Here is a 15,063-nt window from a genome sequence, read left to right on the forward strand (position 1 = left end):
CTTCGGCCGCGCCGTCAGTCCCGGTGCTGGAAGGGAAAGGCGATGACGTCGTCGAGGGTTTCGCCGTCCGTGAGCAGCATGGCCATGCGGTCGATCTGGAGATCGAGTCCACCGCAGGGAGGCATGCCGTGCTCCATGGCGGCGATGAGCGGCTCGTTTCTGGGCCGAGCGATTCCCGCGTCTTCGGCGTGGAGCTGCTCCTGGTCTTCGAGGAACCGGCGGTGGAGCGAGGGGTCGTTCTGCTCGGTGCGAGCGTGCCCGATCATCATGCCCGCCACGTAGGACTCGCAGCGGTCGACGAGCCGCTCGCCGTTCGGCAAGGGGTTCCCGAGCGCCTCCTTGCACAGCACCGAGGGGCGCGCCGGGGGAAGCAAGACGTGGCAAGGCTGGATGAGCTGCGGGGCGACATACCGCTCGAAGAGACCGGCGATCAGGATGTTCCAGGGGGCGTGCAGATCCATGGGGAGATGGAGGTGGTGGCGACGGAGCAGGGCTTCGAGCTGCGAGGTCGGCAGATCGTCCGGGCTCCCAGCGGGGAGGGAGAGGCCCACGGCGCGGAGGCGCGCGAGTAGCCCGGCGCGCCCCGAGGTCGCGCGATCGAACCCGATGTGCAGCGAGCGCTCACGGCACCGAGCGGCGAGGCCTTCGGGAGAGAGGGTGGCGACGTCGAGGCCGGTGGCCTCCGCGACCGCAGGCAGCATCTCGATGCGGCGCCATCCCGGTGAGAAATCGAGCGTTTGCGTCTGCCAGCGGCACCTGGTGTCGCCGCCGTGAAGCGCTCTGCACGCCACGGCGAAGAGCACTTCCATGCTCGTGCGCATCGTCCGTGCGTCCGCGAACGTCTCCTGGAGACCCAGGGCCGTGGTCTCGGGCGGAAGCTCGTGACGCGCCCCCTCGTCGCGAAACGTGCGCGCGATGGCGAAGACGCGGTCGAACCCGCCGACGATCGCTCGCTTCAGATCGAGTTCCGGTGACAGGGCGAGGAACTGGACCTCGTCGAAGCCCTTGAGGTGGGTCTCCAGGGGGCGTTGCTCGGCGCCTCCGAGCCCCGCGTGCAGCACGGGCACTTCGAGTTCGGTGAATCCCTCGGCGGACAGATGCACTCGCAGGGCCTGGAGCATCTTTGCGCGCCGTCGCAGCGTGTCCCGCTTGGCCCCGAGCAGCATGGACAGCTCGGGCCTCCGCGCGAGGGGCTCCGGGTCGATGGCGGCCTCCCGCTTGAAGTCGGGCAGCGACCGGAGCGCTCGTGTGAGGACGGTGAGGCTCGACGCCTTCACGCTCGGCTCTCCCCGGCGCGTGCGCACGCAGTCGCCGGTGACGCCCACGAAATCACCGAGCGCGACCGTCCTGAGGATCTTCGCTTCCCTCTCTCCGAGGGTGCTGGGATCGATCACCACCTGCACGTGCTCGTCGAGCCGGCCCGGCGCCAGATCGATGAACTGCAACGAGCCGAGATCGCGCCGAGCGCGCACCCGCGAGGCGACGGCGACGGGTCTGCCCGTCTCCGCGATGGCGTCGAAATCACTCTTCAGCCCGTCGATCGTGTGGGTGACCTCGAAGCAGGGAGGTGAAGGCGGGACACTCTGCCGCGCTCGAGCATCGCCGTCGTCGATGCGAGATCCATGTCTCATGGACTTCTCCTCCGTCGCTCCGGTCGAGCCGGATCGCCTCGATGTTTCCTCCGTCGACGAGCGCCTCATGGAGGTCGACTGCTCAGGCAATGAGAGTCCTCATGATTCTCCCAGAACGTATAAGTGAGTCCGCCGATGAAGCAAGGGAGGTCAGGCGCCGTGCTGCGCTCGACATCGACGCGCGGGGAGGTCGGTCTTCAGCGCATGCCTCCGTTCGGCGATGTCACCGCTCGATGCGCAGATTGTGGCGGTCCCCCTGCTGCTCTGCGCAGGGGCGCTTCGTCCGCAGTGCGTGTTCGCAGTGCGTGAGGGACGCGTGGATGGTCCGTGGAGGCGCGAAGGCGCGAAGGCGTCGCACGATGCTTCGCCTTCACGTCGCAACGCTGGACGCCGCGCAGCGCGGGCCCGCGGGGTCGAGCGCTAGGCGGCCACCGCGCTGCCCGCCAGCGGCTCCACCAGGGCCGACGCGAGCGCCTCGGTCGTCGGCAGCACCAGGCCGCCGGCATCCATGTCGAGGCCGCGCCGCACCACCACGAGCCAGCGCATCGGATCGGCCACGATGCCGAGCTCGATGGCGTACAGCAGCCGTCGCCTCAGCCATTCCTTGCGTCGGTAGAAGCTGGTTCCGTGCTCCGCTTGCGCTCGTGGGATGAAGCTTGCGAGCGAGACGTGGGCCTTCTCGTGGAGCATCAGGTCGACGAGCGCGCTGAGCGCTGCCCAGTCGTCGCTGGCGAGTGCCGAGGCGATCAGGGCACGCACGCGCGCCGAGGCGAGGTTCACGCTGATGCCGCTCCCGTCCGTGTGGGCCATCTCGTCGGGGCCGTAGAGATCCTGGTGGATCCACACGGGCGAGGTGGCGAGATCCGCGGACTGCGAGATGGCGGCGTCGATCTTCTCGAGCAGGACCATCGCGCCCGCCACGGTGCGCGTGCCTCCGAGGTGGCCGGCGCGGCTCAGCAGCACATCGCGGGAGGTCCTGGACACGGGGATGGGGGCCGGGCGCGAGGGGGGGTCGAGGACGACCGTCTGGGGGCTCGACACGGCCAGTCGGCGCCAGAGCGCCTGGGCGAGCGGCTCATCCAGCGGCAGGTGCAAGCGTCCAGGGATGGGGGCGCGGCCGTCCTGGGGGCGCAAGAGGCCACACCGGTGGGCGTCGATGAGCTGTCGGAGGGTCGAGGGGACGCGGGTCGGGGTCAGCTCGTCGTCGTAGGTGATGAGGACGAAGAGGGGCGCGTCGAGCAGGCCGGAGGCGAAGCGCACCACCTCCTCGGGAGCCGCCACCGTGGGCGTGCGCGCCGCACCTTCGGGAGGGGGTGGCGTCACGACGGGAGGGATGGGGTCGCCGAGCATTGCCGCGGCGATCAGGCGATCGAGGACGGAGGACATGCGGTGATCGACGGCGCGGAGCAGCTCCCGGTCGTAGAGGGCGTCGCCGAGCATGAAGCGCTCGAACGCCGCGGTGAGTGCGGTCTCGACGGCAGCGGAGGCGTTCGCCGCGACCGCGGAGCGGCCCTTGTTCAGCGGGACGCCCAGGGGAAGTTCGACGACGATGCCGTAGCCCGCCGTGGTGATGGCGCGGGCCAGATCGCGGTGGAGGCCGAGCTCCGAACCGAGGAAGGGGTCCATGCGCGCAGAGACGGTCAGCCCCTTTTGCAGCACGGTGAGCTGGGGTTCGATGCCCTCGCCGCGCCCGACGTACAGCGTCAGGTCGCCAACGATGCGGCCGCCGGGGAGCCGGCCGACGGGGGCCGTGGCGACGCGGCGCAGGCGGCTCCGGGCGGTGTTCACCAGGAGGCCGTTCAGGTAGACGCGCGCCTCGGCCGGATCGACGAGCCCGACGACCGTGGCGAGGTCGGCGGCGAGCGTGGCGCGCGTGGTGGGCGTGGCGAGCATCAGCCGCACGGTCGTCCCGGTCGCGCCGCGCATGCCGTACCAGCCGCGGCGGGTCACGGGGCCGATGCTCCAGGTGAAGTCGCGGTAAGGAGGGCCCTCGCCATACGGCTCGACGCGGAGGCGGTGGGCGCCGGCCCGGGTCAAGCTGACCACCTCGACGCACGGAGCGATCTCGAGCGCGGAGAAGAAGCCGATGCCATGCTCGCCGATGGTTGCGGGCTCTCCTTCCTTGGCGCTGCGGAACGGGACGAGCAGGTCCTCCAGGAGCTCGGTGCGGGTCATGCCGGGGCCCTGATCGGAGACCAGGATCTCGCGGCCGTCTTCGCTGAGTCGGATCTCGATGCGAGCGCCTCGGGGGGAGGCGTCCAGCGCGTTCTGCACCAGCTCGCGGAGCGGGGCAGAGCGTGAGGCGGCCTGGGCGTAGATGGTCCTGGCGACGATGCGCTCGGCGAGGTCCGGGACGGTGGCCTCGTTGCGGCAGGTGGCGAGGAGCGCGAGGCGCTCGTGCTCTCGAGCGCGCAGGTAATCCTCCGCGCGGCCGTGCATGCGCACCAGCACCAGATCCGAGAGCAGCCCGCTCGCTGTCGATGTCATCGCGCTCCTCCTGCCACGATCACTCCAGGACGCGGGATGTGGACTCCCGCTGGGTGGGGGGCGTGCTCCTCGGGGCGAACCAGGCCAGGGCCGTGGGTCCCGAGCGCCTCGCCGACGATGAGATCGCGCTCGAACTCCGGCTCGCGCAGCCCCGCGGCCCGGTCGAACGCGGCGCGCAGGGCGTACCAGCCTCGCCACCCTCCAGGGTCGCGCAAGGCGGGGCTGTCTTCGCGGATCAAGATGAAGCGCCGTGTGGCCAGGCATGGCAACGGACCGGCGGCGGTCACCAGATCGTCCGGCGGAGCGCAGAGGGGCGGGCGCAGGCCCGGGGATGGGGCCCCCTCGTCGATGGGGGCCAGCGCGCGCGGCGCGGGGCGGCAGAGCGCGATCTGGGTGGTGGAGGAGGTCGAGGTCCGCGCGGCGAGCATGGCAAGGCCGGTGAGATCGGGCCGACGGCGCGCGGCGGTCGCCAGGGACTCGGGCGGCTGGATGGTCAGCTCGCGCTCGAGGAGCTCTCGTTCACCGGGGAGATGAGGTTGCCACTGCCGCTCCGCCCAGAAGCTCTCCGGCACGAACAAGCGCTCGGTGATCGCAGGGCCGAAGAAGCCGAGGACGGGCTCGCGGCGATCGGGCGTCACGAGGTAGCGCTCGGGCCCGAGCAGCGCCGTGGCCAGCTCGACGGCACTGTGGCTCCAGCCAGCGGAGCGCAGCATCAGCGCGCTGATCTGCGCGGCCACCTCGGCGAGGCGGTCGCGGGTCGCGCGATCGGCGCCGCTGTTCTCGGCATAGCGCACCAGGCGGCGGTAGAAGGCGGACGCCATGGCGTCGAGGGCGGGACCCGGCTTGAGCGCGTCACGCCCCTCGGTCAGCTCCACCGCGTCGGGGAAGTCGAGGAGCGCCAGCTCGGCGACGGCGAGACAAGGCTCGACCTTGACGCCTGCGTGGAACGTGGCCGCAGAGATGCTGGCGCAGAGGCCGCGCCCGCCCATGTGAAAGCGGCCCGAAGGCGAGGAGGCCGGCGGTGTGCGGCCGAGCGGAGTGTCATTGAGGAGCTGCCCACCGCTGATCAGGCTCCCGTCGTTGATCGACACGCCGTCCACGCACACGATGGCCCGCTCGGCCGGGAAGAAATGGAGGGTCTCGCGCAGGTATGCCCTCACCGCGTCGGCGTGGAGCAGGGGGGACGAGACGCGGACCCGGGTCCCGCGATGGGGCGAGACGCGCCGGACCGAGCAGAGGAGGGCGGTGGGGTCGGGGCCGCCGGCGATGACACGCATGACCCACCCGTCGCTGCCTTCTCCGGTGGTGAGCTGGAGGGCAAACCCCTCGGGGTGCGCCAGGCCGAAGCTGAGGACGGAGAAGAACCCCACGCCGAAGCGGCCGAGATCCACGCCGGGGCGCTTGTCGGTGGCGAAGGGGATGAGCAGACGCGAGAGAACGGTGCGGAGGCTCATCCCGTCCCCTTCGTCGAGCACGTCGACGTGCCCGTCTTCGACGATGACCTCCACGGTGGGTCGCTGGGCGCTCGCGCTGGCGTCGACGGCGTTGAGCACCAGCTCCACGATGGGGCGGAGGGGATGGCCGAACTGGCGTCCGACCTCCTCCGCAAGAATCTTCAGCAGGTAGGCTCGGTCGATGACCGGGGCGACGTGGGGATGGCCGTGAGGCCGCGGCGAAGGCAGCGGGGAGGGGGAAGGGAACGAGACGGAAGCGTCGGTCTCGGTCAGGAAAGAAACGGCGCTCTCGACCGACCTGGCTCCCGCGCAGAAGGCCTCCAGGGCGGGTCGGCAGAGTCCGATGGCACACAGCTCGTAGAGCGGACCCACGAAGCACAGTCCAGCGTCGCCCGGAGCGAACCCGAGCCGCGCATCGTCTCGTTCGCTGTCCCGCTCCCCGTCACGTCGATGCACGGTGCTTCCTCTCTGACGCCTCCGTCCAAGGCTCCCGGGCGTGGTGCGCATTACGCGACCGTGCAACCGGGCACCTGCGAGGGCGCTCTTGGCTGTGCCTTCACCCGGCGTGCCGAAGCCCGAGCGCTCCCCAGGTGCCACGAGGTGGTCAAGGAGAGGATGTAAGGGGCATTCCAGGGAAATTCTGGTGTGGGCGGGAGCCGGGCGCGCGACCTGGTTGCAACTGGAGGCCAGGGGGGCCACCCTGGCGGGGTGCTCCTCTTTCTGCGCAAGATCGGGCGCGCAACCGTGGAGCACCGCTGGACGCGCGTGCTGCGCAGCGTCATCGACAACCTCGACAAACACGACGCGCCCCGGGCTGCGAGCGCCATCGCCTTCGACGCCTTCCTCAGCCTGATCCCGCTCGTCGCGCTGGCAGGGCACGTGCTGAGCCGGCTGCACCAGAGCACGGCGCTGTTCCTCGACCCGCTGATCCGCGCGGCGCCGCGGGACGTGTCCCAGCTCGTGACGTCGGAGTTCCAGCGGATGGCCGACTCGTCGGTGGTGGCTCCGCTGAGCGTGGTGGGGTTCGTGTGGGTGTCGTCGTCTGGTCTGTCCACCGCGATGGGGGTGTTCGAGACCATCTACGGGAGCACGGCGCGCCCCTGGTACCACCGGCGGGCGCTCGCGGCGTGCTGTGTGCTCGCAAGTCTGGTGGGCTTTCCCGCGGTGGCCATGCTGGGCGTGCTCCTCGCCACCATCTCCGGCTCCACGGGCGCCCAGGTGGTGGCGCTGGCGTTGCCGGCCGGGCTCCTGGTTCTCCTCGTCGCGGCCTTCTTCCGGATCGCGATCGCCGAGCGCCCTGGTCTGAAGCGGCCCGTGTTTCCCGGGGCCGCGTTGACCGTGGTGCTCTGGGTCGTGGTCTCCGCGCTGTTCTCGCTCTACGTGGCGCGGCTCGCCCGGTACACGACGTTCTACGGCAACCTGGCCACCGCCGCGATCTTCCTGTTCTGGCTATGGCTGCTGGCGCTGGCGCTGTTCGTGGGCGGTGAGCTGAACGCGCGGCTCGAGCGAGAGCGCACGACCTCGATCCCCCCGGCGTCGGGGCGCTCGTTCCTGCGTCGTTCGTTCCCGCCGCCGCGCCCCTCGTTCCCGCCGCCGCGCCCCGAGTCCAACCAGGACGAGGACGGCGCCGGCGCCGCTAGATCCCGTACTGCCTGAGCTTCTTGTGGAGACCCTCCCTCGTGATGCCGAGGGAGCGCGCCGCGTTGGTCTTGTTGTTGTTGTGCTCGCGCAGGGCCTCCAGGAGGAAGTACTTCTCCACGGAGTCCATCATCTCTTTGAGGGTGCCGCGGGTGACGCCTGCGCGGTTCACGAGCCCCTCGACTTGCCGGATGCGCGGGGAGAGGAGGTCCGGCGTCACGAACGCACCAGGCTCGACCTGGATGACCAGCCGCTGCACCTCGTTCTGGAGCTCGCGGACGTTGCCGGGCCAGTTGTAGGCGACCATCAGCTCCATGGCCTGCTGCGCGAAGCCGCCGACGGGTTTGCCGATCTCGTGGCCATAGCGCGCGAGGAAGTGCTCGGCGAGCAGCGGGATGTCTTCTCGACGCTCGCGGAGCGGGGGGATCCTCAGCGGGAACACCTTGAGCCGGTAGTAGAGATCCTCGCGGAAGCGGCCCCGGGCGACCTCCTCTTCGAGGTTCCTGTTGGTCGCGGCGACGATGCGCACGGTGACGTGCTTCGAGCTGACGGCGCCCACGGGACGGATCTCGCCCTCCTGCAAGGCGCGGAGCAGCTTGGACTGGAGGGACAGCGGGGTCTCGGTGATCTCGTCGAGAAAGAGGGTCCCGCCGTCTGCGATCTCGAAGAGGCCCTTTTTCTCTTCGGTGGCGCCGGTGAAGGAGCCCTTCTTGTGCCCGAACAGCTCGCTCTCCAGAAGGCTTTCGGCGAGGGCGGCACAGTTCTGGGCGACGAAGAGCTTGTCCTTGCGCCTCGAGCGGTAGTGGACCGCGGCAGCGACGAGCTCCTTGCCCGTGCCCGTCTCGCCCTCGATGAGGACGGTGACGCGGGTGTCGACCACCTTGTCGAGCTGGCCGATGAGGCGCAGCATCGGCTCGCTCTGGCCGATGATCTCGGCTTCCTTGCCGCCGCGGCGCTTCTCCTCGCGGCCCTTGAGGAAGGTGTTCTCCTTGCGCAGCCGATCCTCGGCGAGGACGAGGCGCTTGATCAGGCGGGCGTTGGCCACGGCGAGCGAGGCGTTTGCGGCGAGCACGAGCAAGGTCTCGACGTCGACCGCGCCGAGCGCTCCGGGGGCGCTGCGGTTGTCGACCTGGAGGACGCCGATGATCTCTTCGCCCTTCCACAGCGGCACGCCGATGGTGCTCTTGATGGAGGCGCCGATGAGGGACTCGCTGCTGCTGACGTCGCCAGGGGCGTCGGCGGCGAGGACGGCCGCGCGCTCGCGGATGACGCGGCGGTAGACGCTGCGGGTGATGGGCACGGGGCCGCTCGGAGGGCCGCTCCAGCCGTTCTCCTGGCGAACGCGGGTGAGGACGGGGACGTAGGCGGCGGCGGTCGCGTCCGGGTCCTGTTCGTCGTCGCGGAGCACGATGGTCACGTGCGTGGCACCAGGGACGAGGAAGAGGGCCGCGTCGGAGACCGCGACCAGGACCGCCTCGAGGTCGGTGGCGGCGCCGATGCTCTTCTGGGCCGTGTAGAGCGCCGAAAGCGCCGTGGGATCGCGTTCGAGCTTGGCCGCGGCGGGCTCGACCTCGTCGAGCCCACGCAGGGAGAGGACCCTCGCCTCGTCACCGTCCTCGACGAGGGTGACCCGGAGCGAAGTGAGGGCGTCTCCCGAGCCGAGTTCGATGAGGTCGCCGCTGCGGAGTTCGACGGTGCTTCTTTCGGGGGTGAGATCGAACTGCTCCACGTCACGCCGGAGGGTCGTGCCGTTGGTCGAGCGCAGATCCTGAAGGAGAACCCGATCGGGCATGCACACGATGCGGGCGTGTTCCCCCGAGACGTGGGCGTCCTCCAGCACCACGCGGTTCTCGGGCGACCGTCCCAGGGTGACTATCTCCCCCGGCAACTCGAAGGTACGCCCCGCGGCGGCGCCCTGGATGACCTCCAGCACAATCATGCGCGCCCAGCGTAGCGGCGGCGAGGCGCAGCCCCAAGGGAAAGGGGACGGAAAGCAACGGCTGAGCGCGCGCGAGCAGAGAAGCCGCGCGTCATCGCACCGGAAGTGTCGTGGATGTGCGGGAGATGGGGGGGCGGCGGGCGCTGCGACCCCCCCGAGAGATCACTGCGCGCGCGCGTTGAGCCGGTAGATGACCGTCTTGAAGGGGGCGTTCGCGGAGATCATCTCCTCGTTCCGCTTCTCCTCGGCCTCGTCGACGATCGCCTGAAGCTTCTGTGCGATGTCGGCGTCGCCCTGGGGCGAGAGCTGGTCGATGGCGGTGACCGACACGAAGCGGACTGCGGCGTTGGTGATCTTGGGCATGGCGTCGATGATCTTCTGGCGAAGCTCGGGCTTGCCGTAGATCCCCATCATGTAGGCCGCCTTGATGCCCTTGAACTGGGTGTCCTTCTGCTGGTTGGCGCTGTCGGAGACCTTGGTCAGGTAGCACTCCGGGTCGGCCTTGCACTCGCCGAGCAGCGCCTTGGCCATGGTGTACTCTTTCTCGAAGGCCTTGCCGACGGTGCTGGGCTTGCCGTCCGCGCCGGTCTGGGCCTTGTTGTAGAGCTTGTCGACCTCGGCGACCTGGTCGGGGCCCATGAGCTTCATCGCCGTCGCCAGCGAGACGTCGCGGATGGGGGCCACGTCGGCCTCCTCGCCCTTGGCTTCGAGCGCCGTCTTCACGATCCAGGGGACGAAGCTCGCGTCGAAGAAGGTCCCGGACGCCTCGAGCAGCGTCTCGCGGGCGCCGATGCCGGGCGGGATGGCGGTGTTCAGCGGCAGCTTCTCGTAGGTCTGCTGGAAGGCCTCCACCGTCTGCTGGCTCTTGGGCACCTTGGACAGCTCGCGCGCGATGATCGCCTTGGCGGCGTCGTCGGTCGACTTGCCGAGCGCGGCGAGCAGCGGCGCGGCGCTGTCCGCGCGGCCAATGGTGCCGAGGATGAGCGCAGACTGGCTGATGTGCGCGGTCTCGGCGGCCTTCTTCTGCTCGTTGGTGGGCTTGTCGCCGGCGCTCTTGAGCTGCTCGATCTTCGAGTACTCGATGAGTTCCTTGCTGTTGCCCTGGAGCAGGTCGATGACCGGCTGCACGGCGGGCTTGCCGATCTTCACGAGCGCGAGCATGGCCGTCATGTGGCCCTGCGATTTGTTCGGCGAGAGGAGCATCTTGAGGAGGGGCTCCACGGCCTTCTCGCTCTTCTGCAGGCCGAGCAGCTCGGCCGAGGTGATCTGCCAGAACAGCTCGTCACGCAGGTTCGGGATGTCCTTGGGATCGTTGATCGGACGGCTGATGATGGTGATGAGCTGGGGCTCCCACGAGGGATCGTTGACCTGCTTCATCGCGTCGTAGACGTCGCGGTACATCGCCCCGGCCTTGGGCTTCGACGTCCTGACCTTCTGGAAGGTCTCGAAGAGAGGGCCAGCGGCCTCCTTCAGCTTCATCGCGCCGATGGCGCGGCACGCCCAGCGGACGTCTTCCTCGGTGGAGTCGGGCCTGTAGTCCTTGAGCGCCTTGATGAGGCAAGGGGCGCCGCGCGGGTCGCGGGTGTCGGAGATGAACTTGATGAGCTTGGAGTTGGTCCGCTCGTCGAGATCGCCGGCGACGCACTTCTGCGTCAAGGGCTCGATGATCTTGTCGAGGAGCGGCTTGACGGTGGGGCCGTTGCGGTCCTTGTTGTCGCGGGTCATCGCGTCCTCGAAGAACTGCACGAGGCGGTTGACCGCAGCAGGCGTCGTCGCGGGGTTGTCGAGCCGCTTGACCCAGGTGCTGGGATCATTCTCGTCGGCACAGCCGACGAGCGTGCCAGCGACGACCGTCACCGAGGAGACGGCGGCGACCCCCAAGAGGAGCGAGCTGAGTAGCGGCGTGATTCGTCGGACAGAGCGGATCATGATTCCTCCGGGAGTGCTCGCGCCTGGGGCAGCCGAGCCCCCCCGGCGCGCGCACGAGTGCGCCGAAACTATTCGGCGTCGCAGGACGTGTCAACGCGAGCGGTCGGGATCTGCTTCACGCATTCCGAGCTGATGCCAGAGGCCCAATGCAAAGAGCCGGTCCGGTACGACGCGACGCAGCGTCAGGAGGGCGCGCGCATCGCGGCCGACCAGCGTTCGGAAGGGCGGCGACGGGGCCGCGAGGAGTTCCACGACGGCGCTCGCCACCCGGTCGGGAGGAGGCGCCTTGGCCGCCTCGCCGAGGATGAACCGCTCCACGGCCTCGGTCATGGCCTGGTAGGAACGGTCGAGCAGTGGGCGGGAGGCGCGACGCTGATTCTCGAAGAAAATCGAGGTCCTGAACGTGCCTGGTTCGAGCAGGCATACCTCGACCCCGAAGGGCTGGAGCTCCCAGCGGAGGGCCTCGCTGAACCCCTCGATGGCGTGCTTGGTGGCGGCATAGACGCTGACCCCGGGGAGGCCGACCAGCCCGGAGACGCTGGACATGTTGATGATTCTCCCCCGGCGCGCGGCCCGCATGGACGGGAGGACCGCGCGGGTGACCGCCATCAGGCCGAAGACGTTCGTCTCGAACTGCTCTCGCACGTCTTCCTCGGACTGCTCCTCGAAGACGCCACCCACGGCGATGCCTGCGTTGTTCACCAGCGCGGAGAAGGGGCCGTACTTGAGGATGAGCTCCTTGATCCGCTCCTCGATGTCGGGGGCCGTGACGTCCAGCTGCTCGATGTCGAGCCGAATCCCTCGTTTCTTGGCGGCTTCTTCGATGATGCCTCGTCGTTCGAGGCTACGAAGCGTGGCGATGACCTGATGACCGGCCGCCGCACACGCGACCGCCGTGACCAGGCCGATGCCACTGGAGGCACCGGTCACGAGCACGAGCTGTCCCATGAGCACGGCAGTATAGAGGAAAGCCGCGCGCTGGTTCAGCCGATGATCATGGACTCGGTGAGGAGACGCCCTTCCTTGAACCTCCGCAGGTTCCACTTGAGGAAGAGCGGCGTCTCTGGGCCTCCGGCCACGACCTCGGCGAGCAGGCGCCCCATGACCGGGGCCATCATGAAGCCGTGCCCCATGAACCCGGAGGCCTGATAGAAGTGCTCGATCTCGTCGACCCGGCCCACGATGGGGTTCTGGTCGGGGGTGAGATCATAGCAACCGGCCCACTGGCGGAGCACCTTCACGCTGCCCAGGATGGGGCAGATGCGGGTCAGGGCCCGGCCATAAAGGGCGAGGAACCGGTGGCTGGAGCCCATGTCGAGCCCCGGCGGGACGTCCTCGTTCGAGATCCCGCCGACGATCTCCCCCCGCATGGACTGAGAGAAGTACAGGCCGTTGGACAGGTCCGAGACCAGCGGTCCGAGCCAGAGCTTGAGCGGTTCGGTGGAGCAGATCTCGTGGCGGTGCGGCCGGTTGGGGAGTTCCACCCCGAGCATCCGCGCGATCTCGGGACTCCACGCGCCGGCCGCATTGATCACCTTCCGGGTACGGATCTCGCCCCGATCGGTGAGCACCGAGGTGATCCGGGGGCCCTGCGTGCGAAACCCGGTGACCTGGGTGAAGGTGGCGATCTCCACGCCGAGCTTCTCGGCGGCGTGCGCGTAGCCCCAGACGAAGGGCCAGGGGAACACCACCCCGTCGTCGGGGTTGAAGCTGGCCGCGACGACCCCTTCGGTCGACAGCTCGGGGACGATCCGTTGCGCCTCGATGGGCAAGAGCATGCGCGTCCCGAGGCCATGCTCGTTCTGGACTGCCACGCTGCGCTCCAGCATGCGGCGGCCTTCCTCGCTCCGCACGAGGAACAGGTACCCGCCCTGCCGGAACCAGATGTTGATCTTCATCTCCTGCGCGAAATCACGGCAGAGCCGGATGCTCTCCTGCATCAGCTGGATGTTGTCGGCGCTGGAGAACTGCGCCCGGACACCGCCGCCATTCCTGCCGCTGGCCCCGCCGCACAGGTAGCCTCGATCCAGCACCACGATGTCGGTGACGCCGTGGTGCCTCGCGAGGTTGTACGCAATGGCGAGGCCCATGATGCCAGCCCCGACGATGACCACCTCGGCTCGGTCGCGCATTCGCCGTCAGCTTAGCGCGGGGCAGCGGCGGCGAGCACGGCGTCGTGGAGGGCACCGTTGGTGGCGGCGAGGCCGTGCCGGAGGCCCAGGTCCTCGGTGGCGTAGGCGATGGGCGCCCCCCGCAGGTCGCTGAACCGGCCGCCCGCTCCCCGGAGCACCGCCTCGGGGCCGCAGCTGTCCCAGTGCTTGGCGCCGACCCCGGTGTGGACGTAGAGGTCCGCCGCGCCGGTGACCACCCGGGCGACCTTCACGCCCACCGAGCCGCACGAGACCACGCGCCCGACACCCAGCCGCTCGAGCAAGGGGGTCAGGCTCGGGTGAGGATGCGAGCGCGAGATGACCGCGGTGGCTTCGGCTGGGCGGTGGGTGGACGAGACTCGGAGCGGGTGCCGGCTCCCGTCGGCTGCTTCCAGGAAGGCACCTCGGTCGCTCGGCCCGCCGGGAGCGCCCTCGTCGTCTCCACCGTCTTCGGGCGGACACCACCCGACGAGCGCCTCGCCCGTGGTCGGCAGGACCAGCACGCCGAGCGCCGCCCGGCCAGCCACGCTGAGGCCGATCATGACCGCGAAATCGCCGTTCCGATCCGCGAATTCGCGCGTTCCATCGAGCGGATCCACGTAGAACACCCGTGGATGGCGCACGACTGCGCGGATCGCGGCCGCTTCCCCGGGCACGCTCTCCTCGGCGAGGATGCCTTCCCCTGGGAACGACGCCTCCAGCGCCCGGCAGATCAAGGTGTTCGCCCGTCGGTCCGCCTGGGTCACGGGATCGTCGGGGCCCTTGAGGTCGACGGTGAAGGGCGTTGCGTACACCTCCATCACCAGGTCGGAGGCTGCGCGCGCGATCCGTAGCAGCTCGGCGATTTCGCGATCGTCGGGACGCATGACGTCAGCTCTCCACGCCGGCCTTTTTGAGCCGCGTCGTCAGGTCCGCCATCACCGTGTCGCGCAGGTAGGGAGGCATCCCGGACTCTCGCACGAGCTGATCGAGCTGGCCCACGGAGCGTGGCCCGAGCACGGCGGAAGACACCTGCTGGTTGGCGAGGACGAAGCGGAGCGCCAGGGAGCGGCAGGACACCACGGCGCCACCCAGCAAGGGGCGAAGGGCGTCGAGCTGCTTCAGGCGGGTGCGGAGCTCGGCGGGTGTCCAGCGGTCCAGCCGGTGATCGCCCTCGTAGAAGTCTCGGTCACGGCTCCACTGCCCCGCGAGGAGGCCGTGCGCCAGGACGGACCGGGCGAGGACGCCAGCGCCGCTCTCGATCACGTCGGCGGTCACCTCCTCGAGGTCGGTGGCCATGAAGAGGTTGTACGCGAGCTCGATGACGTCGGCGCCGTTGCGGAGGGCGGCGCGCGCCTGATCCGCGTTCCCCGCGCTGACCCCCCACGCGCGGATCTTCCCCTTTTCCTTGAGCTCCTTCATGAACGCGACGGTCTCGGTCTTCCCGAGCGCTTGAACCGAAGGGTTGTGCAGAAGCAGGATGTCGATCACGTCGCGCTTGAGCCGCTCCTGCGAGCGCTCGTACGCGGTGAAGAGGTGCCGGGGATCGAAGGTCTTGCGGGGAGGCGAGGCCTCGAGGTCGGTGCCGATCTTGGTGACGACGTGGATCCAGCTTCGATCCTCGAGCGCCTTGCCGAGCCGACGTTCCATGTCTCCGCGGCCATATACGTCCGCAGTGTCGAAGATGTTGACCCCGACGGACAGGGCTCGCTCGATCACGCGATCGACCTCGGCGTCCGCCACCGGGCCGTAGGCGTCGCCTGACAGCCCCCAGGTGCCGACCGAGAGCTCCGAGACCTCCATGCCCGTGCTGCCAAGAGCGCGCTTCCTCACCGGAATGCGATCTACACCAGGCC

Annotated in this window: 10 protein-coding genes; 1 reads left to right on the plus strand and 9 read right to left on the minus strand. The window is 69.4% G+C overall.

The features are described from left to right. Positions 1-14: 14 nt before the first annotated feature. The 3 genes from CMC5_RS09080 to CMC5_RS09095 form a co-directional block, all read right to left on the minus strand. Positions 15-1,631, minus strand: a complete 1,617-nt coding sequence (locus CMC5_RS09080) for a lysine--tRNA ligase (RefSeq protein WP_050430025.1) — start codon at positions 1,629-1,631, stop codon at positions 15-17. 420 nt (positions 1,632-2,051) lie between these two features. Further along, positions 2,052-4,118 (minus strand): ATP-binding protein, encoded by a 2,067-nt coding sequence (locus CMC5_RS09090; protein ID WP_050430027.1) that lies wholly within the window; start codon positions 4,116-4,118, stop codon positions 2,052-2,054. Next, on the minus strand, positions 4,115-6,028 hold the full coding sequence (locus CMC5_RS09095) for an ATP-binding protein (protein WP_050430028.1): 1,914 nt from the start codon (positions 6,026-6,028) through the stop codon (positions 4,115-4,117). Before CMC5_RS09095 ends, CMC5_RS09090 begins: the two co-directional genes overlap by 4 nt. A gap of 252 nt (positions 6,029-6,280) precedes the next feature. Here CMC5_RS09095 and CMC5_RS09100 point away from each other — a divergent pair, with 252 nt between their 5' ends. Next, the gene (locus CMC5_RS09100; RefSeq protein ID WP_050430029.1) at positions 6,281-7,228 is read left to right on the plus strand and encodes a YihY/virulence factor BrkB family protein; all 948 of its coding nucleotides are present in this window, start codon (positions 6,281-6,283) and stop codon (positions 7,226-7,228) included. Here the strand turns inward: CMC5_RS09100 and CMC5_RS09105 are convergent. The 6 genes from CMC5_RS09105 to CMC5_RS09130 all read right to left on the minus strand — a co-directional run bounded on the left by CMC5_RS09105 (position 7,209) and on the right by CMC5_RS09130 (position 15,010). Next, positions 7,209-9,149 carry a sigma-54-dependent Fis family transcriptional regulator gene (locus CMC5_RS09105; RefSeq protein WP_050430030.1) on the minus strand — a complete coding sequence of 647 codons (1,941 nt, stop codon included), beginning with the start codon at positions 9,147-9,149 and terminating at the stop codon, positions 7,209-7,211. The two genes, CMC5_RS09100 and CMC5_RS09105, sit on opposite strands and share 20 nt — an antisense overlap. A 162-nt stretch (positions 9,150-9,311) precedes the next feature. Beyond that, on the minus strand, positions 9,312-11,078 hold the full coding sequence (locus CMC5_RS09110) for a HEAT repeat domain-containing protein (protein ID WP_050430031.1): 1,767 nt from the start codon (positions 11,076-11,078) through the stop codon (positions 9,312-9,314). A gap of 90 nt (positions 11,079-11,168) precedes the next feature. Beyond that, on the minus strand, positions 11,169-12,026 hold the full coding sequence (locus CMC5_RS09115; protein WP_050430032.1) for an SDR family NAD(P)-dependent oxidoreductase: 858 nt from the start codon (positions 12,024-12,026) through the stop codon (positions 11,169-11,171). Between the two features lie 35 nt (positions 12,027-12,061). Further along, positions 12,062-13,210 (minus strand): NAD(P)/FAD-dependent oxidoreductase, encoded by a 1,149-nt coding sequence (locus CMC5_RS09120; protein ID WP_050430033.1) that lies wholly within the window; start codon positions 13,208-13,210, stop codon positions 12,062-12,064. Positions 13,211-13,221: 11 nt separating this feature from the next. Next, positions 13,222-14,094: a 3'(2'),5'-bisphosphate nucleotidase CysQ family protein gene (locus CMC5_RS09125; protein WP_050430034.1), complete on the minus strand. Its 873-nt coding sequence runs from the start codon at positions 14,092-14,094 to the stop codon at positions 13,222-13,224. 4 nt (positions 14,095-14,098) lie between these two features. Then, entirely contained in the window at positions 14,099-15,010 is a 912-nt protein-coding gene (locus CMC5_RS09130; RefSeq protein ID WP_245678369.1) for an aldo/keto reductase, read from the minus strand. Positions 15,011-15,063: the final 53 nt, after the last annotated feature.

Origin of the sequence: Chondromyces crocatus, from assembly GCF_001189295.1 — a bacterium.
In the GTDB taxonomy this organism is placed as follows: Bacteria; Myxococcota_A; Polyangia; order Polyangiales; family Polyangiaceae; genus Chondromyces; species Chondromyces crocatus.